Source organism: Halomonas sp. OfavH-34-E (genome assembly GCF_024124525.1).
GTDB classification, from domain to species: domain Bacteria; phylum Pseudomonadota; class Gammaproteobacteria; order Pseudomonadales; family Halomonadaceae; genus Halomonas; species Halomonas litopenaei.
Window position 1 is genome coordinate 96,585 of record NZ_JAMXRY010000007.1, and the last position, 11,949, is coordinate 108,533.

General features: G+C 64.7%; 11 protein-coding genes. 1 reads left to right on the forward strand and 10 read right to left on the reverse strand.

Annotated elements, in window-relative coordinates; genetic code table 11:
- Positions 1 to 39: 39 nt before the first annotated feature.
- From NH448_RS05090 to rpsB, 10 genes are all read right to left on the reverse strand, one after another.
- Positions 40 to 546, reverse strand: a complete 507-nt coding sequence (locus NH448_RS05090) for an OmpH family outer membrane protein (protein WP_222516070.1) — start codon at positions 544 to 546, stop codon at positions 40 to 42.
- Entirely contained in the window at positions 546 to 2,894 is a 2,349-nt protein-coding gene (bamA, locus tag NH448_RS05095) for an outer membrane protein assembly factor BamA (RefSeq protein WP_181248592.1), read from the reverse strand. Before bamA ends, NH448_RS05090 begins: the two co-directional genes overlap by 1 nt.
- Before the next feature lie 175 nt (positions 2,895 to 3,069).
- Positions 3,070 to 4,428 carry an RIP metalloprotease RseP gene (gene rseP, locus NH448_RS05100; RefSeq protein WP_253028477.1) on the reverse strand — a complete coding sequence of 453 codons (1,359 nt, stop codon included), beginning with the start codon at positions 4,426 to 4,428 and terminating at the stop codon, positions 3,070 to 3,072.
- Between the two features lie 97 nt (positions 4,429 to 4,525).
- On the reverse strand, positions 4,526 to 5,749 hold the full coding sequence (gene ispC / locus NH448_RS05105) for a 1-deoxy-D-xylulose-5-phosphate reductoisomerase (RefSeq protein WP_108449741.1): 1,224 nt from the start codon (positions 5,747 to 5,749) through the stop codon (positions 4,526 to 4,528).
- Complete coding sequence (locus tag NH448_RS05110; RefSeq protein WP_045991182.1) at positions 5,746 to 6,552, reverse strand: phosphatidate cytidylyltransferase; 807 nt, start codon at positions 6,550 to 6,552, stop codon at positions 5,746 to 5,748. Before NH448_RS05110 ends, ispC begins: the two co-directional genes overlap by 4 nt.
- Positions 6,545 to 7,315 carry a polyprenyl diphosphate synthase gene (gene uppS / locus NH448_RS05115; protein WP_045991283.1) on the reverse strand — a complete coding sequence of 257 codons (771 nt, stop codon included), beginning with the start codon at positions 7,313 to 7,315 and terminating at the stop codon, positions 6,545 to 6,547. Before uppS ends, NH448_RS05110 begins: the two co-directional genes overlap by 8 nt.
- A gap of 203 nt (positions 7,316 to 7,518) precedes the next feature.
- On the reverse strand, positions 7,519 to 8,076 hold the full coding sequence (gene frr / locus NH448_RS05120) for a ribosome recycling factor (RefSeq protein ID WP_045991183.1): 558 nt from the start codon (positions 8,074 to 8,076) through the stop codon (positions 7,519 to 7,521).
- Between the two features lie 4 nt (positions 8,077 to 8,080).
- Entirely contained in the window at positions 8,081 to 8,848 is a 768-nt protein-coding gene (gene pyrH / locus NH448_RS05125) for a UMP kinase (protein WP_045991184.1), read from the reverse strand.
- A 143-nt stretch (positions 8,849 to 8,991) separates the two neighbouring features.
- A complete protein-coding gene (gene tsf, locus NH448_RS05130; protein WP_253028478.1) occupies positions 8,992 to 9,861 on the reverse strand; it encodes a translation elongation factor Ts in 870 nt (289 codons plus the stop codon).
- Between the two features lie 150 nt (positions 9,862 to 10,011).
- Positions 10,012 to 10,758 (reverse strand): 30S ribosomal protein S2, encoded by a 747-nt coding sequence (gene rpsB / locus NH448_RS05135; protein ID WP_045991186.1) that lies wholly within the window; start codon positions 10,756 to 10,758, stop codon positions 10,012 to 10,014.
- A 394-nt stretch (positions 10,759 to 11,152) separates the two neighbouring features.
- Between rpsB and map the strand changes: the two genes are divergently transcribed.
- Positions 11,153 to 11,944 (forward strand): type I methionyl aminopeptidase, encoded by a 792-nt coding sequence (gene map / locus NH448_RS05140; protein WP_045991187.1) that lies wholly within the window; start codon positions 11,153 to 11,155, stop codon positions 11,942 to 11,944.
- Positions 11,945 to 11,949 lie beyond the last annotated feature (5 nt).

The window sequence follows — 11,949 nt, forward strand, 5'->3', positions numbered from 1 at the left end:
TGACGACGGAATTCGGGACAGGCGCTGTCGGCGATTCCCTCAGTACGTGTTGAGCAGCCGGGTGACCTCGGCCGTCAGGTCCGGCAGATCACGACCGCTGTGCAGGACACCGTCCGGTGTCACCAGCACCTCGACCTCGTGACGCTCGATGACCTGAGCGACCGCCTGGTCGACCCTGCCTTCCAGGCGACTTATCAAACGCTGTTCGGCTTCCTGGCGAGCCTCGAGGATATCACGTCTGAGGCGATCGAAACGCTGCCCTTTTCGCTGAAATTCCTGAACCCGTGAGGGGCTCGGCTGCCCTTCGGCAGCCGCCAGGTCGTCGGCCAGGGCCTCGAGCTCAAGGCGTAGCGTTTCGGCCTCGCGCTGCCAGGGTGCGACCTGTTGCTGCAGGCTCTGCATGGCACTGCGGGCGGCCTCGGTGTCGAGCACGGCGCGACGCCAGTCGAGCACCGCCACCTGGGACGCCGATGCCGACACCGGGCTGCTCAGTGCAGCGGCCAGCGCCAACCACACCAGCCAGCGGCGACGGCCGCCTGTCCTCATCAGAAGGTCTGACCCAGCGAGAACTGGAACACCTGGGTGTCGTCCTCGTCCTCGTCATTGAGCGGCTCGGCCACGCTGAAGGTCAGGGGACCCACCGGCGTCAGCCAGGAGACGCCCACGCCCACACTGTAGCGTATATCGCTGAATTCCACCCCGGAGTTGCACTTCTTGCGATCCTCGTCCTCGGACAGCACGTCGTAGCACTCGGTGAGGAAGGTGTTACCGGCATCGACGAACAGCGACGGCTGCACCGAGCGCTTGTCCTCGACGAACGGCATCGGGAAGATCAGCTCCATGCTGCCCTCGAGCAGCACGTTACCGCCGAGGGTCTCGTCATCACCGTCCTCACGTTCGGTGGTGAGCTGGCCAAGGGTGTTGTCGGTGAAACCACGCACCGAGCCCAGGCCACCGGCGAGGAAGTTCTCGTAGAACGGATAGGGATCGCTCGAATTGATGGCATCGGCGTAGCCCAGCTGGCCACTGAACTTCAACGACCAGGTCTGCTCTTCGTTGAACGGGAAGAAGTGCTTGGCCTGGGCCCTAGCCTTGTAGTACTCGGCGTCACTGCCGGGCACCCCGAGTTCCAGCGACAGCCGCTGGTAATTACCCGCCGTCGGCATGATGCCGCGGTTGAGGTCGTTGCGGGTCCAGCTGCCGGTGGCCGACAGGGTACTGGCGTCGTCACCCTCGTCGAGCACGTAACGCTTGATCTCCGACGGGGTGTCGTCGTAGGTGTCGATCTCGAGCTTCTCGATATTGGCGCCGAAGTTCATCCGCGTCAGCTCGTTGATCGGGTAGCCGAAGTTGATCCCGGCACCGAGGGCATCGGTGGAGTAGGTGGAGATGTCGGAATCTTCGTAGTCCGTGGCCCGGTAGTAGAAGTTGTAGCCGCGGGAGATGCCGTCCAGGGTCCAGTAGGGATCGGTGAAGCCGAAGTTGACGCTGGTGTAGGTATCACTCTTCTGGGCGCCGATGTTGACCCGGTTGCCGCTACCCAGGAAGTTGTTCTGGGACAGCGAGGCGCCGTAGATGACGCCGGCACTCTGGGAGAAGCCGAGACTCGCCGACAGCGAGCCTGAGGGCTGTTCCTCGACGGTGTAGGTGACGTCGAGCTGGTCGCTCTCGCCGGGGACCGGCTCGGTCTGCACCTGCACCTGCTTGAAGAAGCCAAGGCGCTCGAGGCGCTGGCGCGACTGGGAGATGGCCTCGGTGGAGGCTGGCGCGCTCTCCATCTGGATCATCTCGCGGCGCAGCACTTCATCCTTGGTGGTGGTGTTGCCGACGAACTGGATACGCCGTACGTAGGCGCGACGCCCCGGCGCCACCTGGAAGCTCAGGTCCACCGTCTCGCCGTCGCTGCGCACCTCGGGGATACCATTGACCTCGGCGAAGGCAAAGCCCTCGGCACCCAGGCGCGAGCGCATGGCCTCGGAGGACGCCACCACGTCGCTGCGCGAGAAGATATCACCGGATTCGAACTGCAGCAGCTCGCGGGCCTCGGCCTCGGCCACCTTGAGATCACCAACGAAGCTGATGTCGCCGACCCGGTAGCGATTGCCTTCATTGACGTTGATGGTGATGAAGATGCGCGACTTGTCCGGGCTGATCGATACCTGGCTCGAGGTGATCTCGAAGTTCACGTAGCCGCGGTCTAGGTAGTAGGAGCGCAGCCGCTCCAGGTCGCCAGCCAGCGCCTCGCGGGAGTACTCGTCGGCGGAGAACCAGCCGAAGAACAGACCGGGATCGTCCTCGAGCTCGAACTCGTCGAGCAGGATCTCGTCGGAATAGGCTTCATTGCCGACGATGTTGATCTGGCGGATCTTGGCGACCGCACCTTCATTGATGTTGATGTCGACCCGCACCCGGCCCTGGCCCACCGGCGTCAGCTCAGTGTCGATGCGTGCGCTGTAGCGGCCCTGGGACTGGTAGAGGCCTTCCAGCTCACGCTTCATCTCGTCGATGGTCGAGAGCTGCAGCACCTGGCCTTCGCTGATGCCGGCCTGCTTGAGGCCCGCACGCAGGTCCTCGTCGGGAATCTGGGAGTTGCCTTCGATATTCAGCGCCGAGATCGTCGGGCGCTCCTCCACCTGGATGATCAGGACGTCGCCTTCACGGGCCAGCTGGATATCTTCGAACAGTCCGGTGGCAAACAGCTGGCGAGCCGCTTCGGCCAGTTCACTGTCGTCCACTCGATCGCGAGCGTTGACGGGAAAAGCATTGAAGACGGAAGCCGCAGAGACCCGTTGAAGGCCTTCCACGCGAATGTCCGACACGGTGAAAGGGGCCGCGTGCGCCACCTGGGCACAGGCGGTCAAGAGTGTCGCCAATCCGATGGTCTTGATTTTCATGCAGTCGTTTCGCTCGCGTTGAGTCAGCGTACCTGTCCAGACAGGCACCTTATACATTTCTCCGCCTTACTGACAAGTTGGCGGCGGCGTCTCGCTTGGTGACGTCCCCGGCAAAGCGCGATTCACCTGGGCGCTCGTTGTTGCGCACGCACCACGTCGATGGCGGGGGCAACTTCTACCACAAGCGCATCACATCGAAGTACAGGGCCATGATCATCAGGGTGCCCACCAGCGCCAGCCCGACCTTGAGGCCAACGGCCTGGGTGCGCTCGGACACCGGGCGCCCACGTACCGCTTCGACCAGGTAGTACAGCAGATGGCCGCCATCGAGCACCGGAATCGGCAGCAGGTTGAGCACCCCAAGGCTGATCGACAGATAGGCCATGAAGTTGATGAAGCTCTCGAGCCCGGAACGCGCCGTGTCACCGGCGATCCGAGCGATGGTGATGGGCCCGGACAGATTGGTCGGCGAAATCAGGCCGACCACCATCTTGCGCACGGCGTCGAACGTCAGAAGCGTCATCTCGGCGGTACGTGAGGCCGCCTGCCCCACTGCGTCCAGGGGGCCGTAGCGGATTTCCCGCTGGTACTGCTGGGGCCAGTCTACCGGGGCAACGCCGGCACCGATATAGCCGATCTCGCTTCCATCATCCAGCCGGTTGATCCGCGGCGTCAGACTCAGCGCCTTCGACTCGCCGTTGCGCTCGACCTCCAGCGACAGCGTCTGGCCGGGTCGCGCTCTAACCCGCTCGACCAGATCAGGCCAGTCACTCACCGCGCGATCGTCGATACTCAGCACACGATCACCGGCTTGCAACCCTGCCTCGGCCGCGGGCTCCCCTTCCATCACCTGGCCGATGACGGCAGGCATGTCGGGACGCCAGGGGGCGATACCGAGCGTTGCCAGCGGCGCGGGCGGGTCCTGCCCCACCAGCCAGTTCTCGACCGGCGCGCGATAGCTGCGGGAGGCACTCGAGCCCTCCTCGCGGGCCTCGATCTCCAGGCTGCCACTGGCGCCGATGGCCGCCACCAGCTTGAGATTGACCTCGTCCCAGGAGCGCACCGTCTCGCCACCGATGGCGGTCAGCTCCATCCCCGACTCTAGGCCCGCTTCGGCCGCCGGCGTCTGCGGGGTGACGTCACCCACCACCGGCACCACCGTGGTAGTCCCGGCGACGAACAGCGCCCAGTAGGCCACCAGTGCCAGCAGGAAGTTGGCCAGCGGGCCCGCCGCAACGATGGCCATGCGGGCCCACACCGACTTGCGATTGAACGCCTGATCGAGCTGGTTCTCGGGCACCTCGCCTTCGCGCTCATCGAGCATCTTGACGTAGCCGCCCAGCGGAATCGCGGCGATGGCGAATTCGGTGCCATGGCGATCGAAACGCGACCACAGCGGGCTACCGAAACCCACCGAGAAACGCAGCACCTTGACCCCGCAACGCCGCGCCACCCAGAAGTGACCGAACTCATGGAAGGTGACCAGCAGGCCGAGTACGACGATCACGGCCAGAATATTTTGAATCAGGCCCACGCAAGCCTCCTTGGCTGTATCACGACGGCCGCCGTCGCCGCCGCTTCCCAGGCTCCGGCAGCGCCAAAGGCAAAAGGTTCAACCGGGTGCGCGATCATCACAACGCCTCCAGCCAGGCACGGGCACGCGCGCGGGCGTCATGGTCGGCGGCGAGTACCGCCTCCAGATCATCGGCACCACCACCGGGGGCACCTGCGCGCACCGCCTCGACCAGCCGGGGGATCTCGGTGAACCCAAGCCGCCCGTCGAGAAAGGCCTCGACCGCCACCTCATTGGCAGCGTTGAGTACCGCCGGCTGCAGCCCACCCTCGTCCATCGCCTCACGGGCCAACCGCAGGCACGGAAAGGCGGCCTCGTCGGCGGGTTCGAAGTCGAGCCTGGCCACCTGAAACAGGTCCAGCGCCTCGACCCCGGCCTCGATCCGCTCGGGCCAGGCCAGACCGTAGGCGATGGGGGTGCGCATATCGGGATTGCCGAGCTGCGCCAGCACCGAGCCATCGCTGTAGGCGGCCATGGAATGGATCACGCTCTGGGGGTGCACCACCACCTGGATCTGCTCGGGGCGGGCGTCGAACAGCCAGCAGGCCTCGATCAGTTCCAGCCCCTTGTTCATCAGGGTGGCGCTGTCCACCGAGATCTTGCGCCCCATGGACCAGTTGGGGTGGGCGCAGGCCTCATCCGGGGTCACCCGGGCCAGCCGCTCGGCATCAAAGCCACGAAACGGCCCGCCCGAGGCGGTCAGCAGCAGCTGAGTCACGCCGTGGCGCCCGAGTCCCCCACGATGCTGGCCAGGCAGACACTGGAAGATCGCATTGTGCTCGGAGTCGATGGGCAGCAGCGCCGCACCACTTTGCTCCACCGCTTTCATGAACAGGGCCCCGGACATCACCAGGGCCTCCTTATTGGCCAGCAGCACGCGCTTGCCGGCCCGCACCGCCGCCAGCGTCGGCAACAGGCCCGCCGCGCCGACGATGGCCGCCATCACCACCTCGGCCTCGGGGGCGCTCGCCACCTCGGCCAGAGCCGCTTCGCCGTGACGCACCTCGGTGGCAAGCCCGGCCTCTTTCAGCTGCGTGGCCAGCCAGTCGGCGTCGGTCGGCGTGCCGAGCACCGCCACGTCGGGACGATGGGTCAGGCACTGACGATAGAGGGCCTCGCGGGAGCGATGGGCGGTGAGAGCGTGGACCCGATAGCGGTCGGGGTGGCGGGCGATGACGTCCAGGGTACTGGTCCCGATGGAGCCGGTCGCACCGAGCACCGAGACGCCCTTGATGGTGGTCGAGGAGGTTTGGGACGAGGCAGAAACTGCAGATGCCGTCATGCTTGCACCAGCCAGGTAAAGAACAGGGCGAACACCGGGACCGCCGCGGTAAGACTGTCGATGCGATCGAGCACCCCGCCGTGCCCCGGCAACAGCGCGCTGGAGTCCTTGAGGCCGCGATGGCGCTTGAGCATACTCTCGAGCAGATCGCCGAGCACCGACACCAGGGTCACGCCGAGGGTCAACGCCACCAGCGCCAGACCGGCCGACAGCGACAGCTGCTGCCACAGCGCGAACACCAGCGCCAGCGCAGCGGTGACCGCCATGCCCCCATAGACGCCCTCCCAGGACTTGCCGGGGCTGACGTTGGGTGCCAGCTTGCGCCGCCCCAGGGCACGCCCGACAAAGTAGGCGCCGATGTCGGCACCCCACACCAGCAGCAGCACGAACAGAAGCCAGGCGCTACCGCTCTCGCGCAGCAGATTGAAGCCGACCCAGGTCGGCAGCAGCACCCAGGCTCCCATGGCCAGGCGCATCGCCCGCGAGGACCACTGATGGCTGCGCCCAGGATGACCGAGCACCCACCACAGATTCAGCGCCCAGCCCAGCGCGCCAATGACCAGCGGCCACAGCGCCAGGTGCTGGCCGAAATGCCACAGCAGCGCCATGCCAAGGGCCAGCACCAGCGGTGGCAGCAGGCGCGAGGCCCCGCGCTCGAGCCCCGCCAGATTGGCCCACTCCCAGCCCGCCAGCACCACGATGGCGGCGGTAAACAGAGCGAAGGGGCCGCCCTCCAGACCGAACAGCCCGGCCAGCGCCAGCGGCGCCAGCCAGGCTGCGGTGATGATCCGCTGTCTAAGCACCCTGGGCCTCGAGCTGTTCGTCGGTCATGCCGAAGCGGCGCTTGCGCCGGCAGAAATCCTCCAGGGCGTCGTCGAAGGCCTCGCCATCGAAGTCCGGCCACAGGACGGGCGTGAAGTACAGCTCGGCGTAGGCCAGCTGCCACAACAGGAAGTTCGAGATGCGCCGCTCACCGCTGGTGCGAATGCACAGATCCACCGGCGCGGCGTCACTCAGACTGACCTGATCGGCCAGCGCCTGCTCGTCGATGGCGCCGGGGTCGAGCTCGCCAGCGGCCACTCGCTCGGCCAGCCGCCGCGCAGCCCGGGCGATGTCCCACTGACCACCGTAGTTGGCGGCGATCACCAGGCGCAGCCCCTGGTTGTCGCAGGTCAGTCGCTCGGCCTCTTCGATGCGCTTCTGGATGGCCGAGGAAAACCCAGAGGTATCGCCGATCACCGACAACCGAATGTCATGCTCGTGCAGCTTCTTGACCTCACGCTTGAGCGCCATCAGGAACAGTTCCATCAAGGCGTTGACCTCGGCCGCCGGGCGCTTCCAGTTCTCGCTGGAGAAGGCGAACAGCGTCAGCGTCTCGATGCGGCGCTCCGCCGCCCGACGAATGACGGCCCTGACCGCTTCCACGCCGGCGTGGTGTCCACGCACTCCTGACAGGCCACGCGCCTTGGCCCAGCGATTGTTGCCGTCCATGATCACCGCCACATGGCGAGGCAGGCTCGCGGTCGGCGGTAACGGGCGGAGTTCGGGAGACGGCGTTGACTTCATGGTGTCTCGCATGACGGTTGAATCAGGCCCCGAGGCATCCCTGACCCGGGGAGTCCAGACAGTATGACCGATGGCGGAGTCGCCAGGGATCGCTGAACGGCGGTAGTACCCAACGGCCGACCGGCCACGCCAGGCGTGACCGCTCGGTATCGCGCCCCCTCCCGGCCGCACAGGCAGGCCAGTACGGGTATCGCCAGGGCGCCTCAGACCTGCATCAGGTCCTCTTCCTTGGCGGTCAGGGTCTTGTCGATCTCGGCGACAAAGCGATCGGTGATCTTCTGGATCTCGTCCTCGCCCTGACGCTCCTCGTCCTCGGAAATATCCTTGTCCTTGAGCAGCGCCTTGAGGTCGTTGTTGGCGTCACGACGCACGTTGCGGATCGCCACCCGGGCGTTCTCGGCCTCCTGACGCGCCTGCTTGATGTAGCCCTTGCGGGTCTCCTCGGTCAGCATCGGCATCGGCACGCGGATCACGTTGCCGGCAGACGCCGGGTTGAGGCCCAGGTCGGAGGTCATTATGGCCTTCTCGACCTTCGGCACCATGCTCTGCTCCCAGGGCACCACGGCCAGGGTGCGGGCGTCCTCGACGTTGACCGAGGCCACCTGGTTGAGCGGCATCATGGAACCGTAGTATTCGACCTGCACCGCGTCCAGAATGCTGGGATGAGCACGACCGGTACGAATCTTGTTCAGGTTGTGATGCAGCGACTCGACGGTCTTCTGCATTCTTGCTTCTGCGTCTTTCTTGATCTCGTTGATCACGATGTCACCCTCTGTGAATCAGCGTGCCTTCCTTGCCGCCCACCACCAGGTTGAGCAGGGCGCCAGGCTTGTTCATGTTGAAGACCCGGACCGGCATGTCATGGTCCCGCACCAGGCAAATCGCGGTCAAATCCATCACCCCGAGCTTCTGATCGAGGGCGTCATCATAGGACAGTTCGTCGTACTTCACGGCATCGTCGAACTTGACCGGATCCTTGTTGTAGACGCCATCCACCTTGGTGGCCTTGACCACCACATCGGCGTCGATCTCGATACCGCGCAGACAGGCGGCGGAATCGGTGGTGAAGAAGGGATTGCCGGTACCGGCGGAGAACAGTACCACGTCACCGGAGGTCAGGTAGCGAATCGCCGTGCGCCGATCGTAGTGCTCCACCACGCCGCTCATGGGAATGGCCGACATCACTCGCGAACGGATGTTCGAGCGCTCCAGCGCATCACGCATGGCCAGGGCGTTCATCACCGTGGCCAGCATCCCCATGTGGTCACCGGTCACGCGCTCCATGCCGGCCTCGTGCAGGGCGGCACCGCGGAACAGGTTGCCGCCACCGACCACGATACCGACCTGGACACCGATACCGACCAGTTGCCCGATCTCCAGCGCCATGCGGTCCAGTACCTTGGGGTCGATGCCAAAGTCGGCATCCCCGGTCAACGCCTCACCCGAGAGCTTCAGCAGGATGCGCTTGTACTTCGACACCGCGGCACGGGGCTTCTCGGACTTGGACAGGGGGGAAGAATCGACGCTGCTCATGGCATTTCTCCGCTTTGGGCTTGACTGGGTCGGGTGGCGGTCGGTCAGGCCGCGAGACACCCACCGCTGACGCATACACGAAGGCGTGCGCTTTCGCGCACGCCATCATTACACTGTGCAGGCACAGTTTGGAACCTTGGACCTTAGCTACGCTTGGCCTGTTCCATGACTTCCTTGGCGAAGTCGACCTCTTCCTTCTCGATGCCCTCGCCCACTTGAAAGCGAGTGAAGCCGACCACTTCACCACCGGCGGCCTTGACGAACTCGGCCACGCTCTGGTTCGGGTCCTTGACGAAGGGCTGCTCGGTCAGGCTGTTCTCGGCCAGGTACTTCTTCAGACGGCCCTGGACCATCTTCTCGGCGATCTGCTCAGGCTTGCCGGCCATGTCCGGCTGAGCCAGGATGATGGCCTTTTCCTCGTCGAGGGCAGACTGGGGCATGTCCTCGGGACGGGCCACGGTCGGGTTGATCGCGGCAACGTGCATGGACACGTCCTTGGCGGCTTCCTGGGTGCCGCCCTTGAGCTCGGTCAGCACGCCGATGCGGCCACCGTGCACATAGGCACCCACCAGGTTGCCTTCAGCGGCGTCGACGACGACGGCACGGCGCACGCCGATGTTCTCGCCGATCTTCTGCACCAGCTGCTCGCGGGCGGTTTCCAGCTCGCCTTCGGTCACCGCGGCCACGTCGTCGCTCTTGGCGGCGAAGAAGGCGTCGGCGATCTTGTCGGCGAAGGCCTTGAAGTTGTCGTCACGGGCAACGAAGTCGGTCTCGGAGTTGATCTCGACCATCACACCGTAGGCACCGTCTTCGGCCACACGAGTGACGACGACACCTTCAGCGGCGGTACGACCGGCCTTCTTGGCGGCCTTGAGACCGGAGTTCTTGCGCAGATCCTCGATGGCCTGCTCGATGTCACCGCCGGCTTCGGTGAGTGCCTTCTTGCACTCCATCATGCCGAGCCCGGTACGCTCGCGCAGTTCCTTGACCTGGGAGGCGCTGATAGCTGCCATGGTATTCACCTCTAAATGGTTCGACCTGGGTGTCGGAGAGACCCTCGGTATTACCGCGGGCCTGAAGTAGAGAAAAGGGGGCCACGGCCCCCTTTGCGCCTGTCCGGCGTGGATCGCTTGCGCGATCGGCTGGCCCAGGCGGGCCGAAGCTTACTCGGCAGCGGCAGCGGCGGCGTCGCCTTCGCTGTCGGTCACTTCGACGAACTCATCGGGGCGACCTTCCTTCGCACGGCCACAGGCATCGGCGATGGCCTTGACGTAGATCTGGATGGCGCGGATGGAGTCATCGTTGCCCGGGATCACGTAGTCGACGCCGTCCGGATCGGAGTTGGTGTCGACCACACCGATGACCGGGATGCCCAGCTTGTTCGCCTCGTTGATGGCGATGCGCTCGTGGTCGACGTCGATCACGAACAGTGCGTCCGGCAGGCCGCCCATGTCCTTGATACCGCCGATGGAACGCTCGAGCTTGTCCTGCTCGCGGGTGGCCATCAGGACTTCTTTCTTGGTCAGCTTCTCGAAGGTGCCATCTTCGTGCATGGTTTCGAGTTCGCGCAGACGCTTGATGGACTGACGAATGGTCTTGTAGTTCGTCAGCATGCCGCCGAGCCAGCGGTGGTTGACGAACGGCTGACTCACACGGTTCGCTTCTTCCTTGATGATCTTGCTCGCGCTACGCTTGGTACCGACGAACAGGATCTTGTTGTTGGAAGCGGCCATCTTCTCGACCACATCGATCGCCTCGTTGAGCGCCGGAAGGGTATGCTCGAGGTTGATGATGTGAATCTTGTTACGAGCGCCGAAGATGAACTTGCCCATCTTCGGGTTCCAGTAACGGGTCTGGTGACCGAAGTGTGCGCCTGCCTTGAGCAGGTCACGCATATTGACGTGTGCCATGGATGACTCCTGAAAATCGGGTTAGGCCTCCACGCACCCCATGGATCCGACCAGAGGTTTCCCTCAGGCACCCGGGACCATGTGTCGGTGCGTGTGTGTTTTCAAGGCGCGAGGCTCCGTCATGGAGACCTCTTCTACTGTTTGTCGCTCGCCAGCGGGCTATCCCGTTGCAGGCGATCGCAAGACCAGGGTCTCGACGAAAACACCAGCAAGGAACGGCGATTGCAGGAAAGCGCGCAGCTTTATACCATGGATGACCTTCGAATTGAAGTCGCCCAACGTCTCGCGCACCTCGACGCGTCCCTCCCCGGAGTCGCCGCGGTCATCGTCGCCGCGAGCCAGCGACTCGGCTCAGCCGCCTGCGCCGGGGCGACACCACCCAGACCGAGATTCCATGAACGTACCCATCAAGACGCCCGAAGAAATCGAGAAGATGCGCGAAGCCGGCCGCCAGGCCGCCAGTGTGCTGGAGATGATCGCCCCCCACGTGGAAGCCGGCGTCAGCACAGGCCACCTGGACAAGCTGTGCCACGACTACATCGTCAACGAGCTCGGCTCCACCCCGGCGCCGCTCAACTATCACGGCTTTCCCAAGTCGATCTGCACCTCGATCAACCACGTGGTCTGCCACGGCATCCCCGACGACAGCAAGAAGCTGAAGAAGGGTGACATCATGAACATGGACATCACCGTAAGGACCGCCGACGGCTACCACGGTGACTCCAGCGTGATGTTCATCATCGGCGAGACCATCCAGGGCGAGCGGCTGTGCCGGGTCACCCAGGAGTGCCTCTACCGCAGCATGGCGCTGGTGCGCCCTGGTGCCCGCCTGTCGGAGCTGGCCCGGGCCATCGAGAGCCACGCCAAGGCCAACGGCTATTCGGTGGTGCGTGACTTCTGCGGCCACGGCATCGGCGCCGGCTTCCACGAGGACCCCCAGGTACTGCACTATGACGGCTACGCCCCCGAGGCGGATATCGAACTGGCCGCCGGCATGTGCTTCACCATCGAACCGATGATCAACGTCGGCGACCATCGCACCAAGGTACTGCGCGATGGCTGGACCGCCGTGACCAAGGACAAGGGGCTGACCGCCCAGTGGGAGCACACCCTGCTGGTGACCGAGACGGGGGTCGAGGTGCTGACCGCCCGTTCCGACGAAGACCTGTCCTTCCTCGAGCGCTGAGAGCC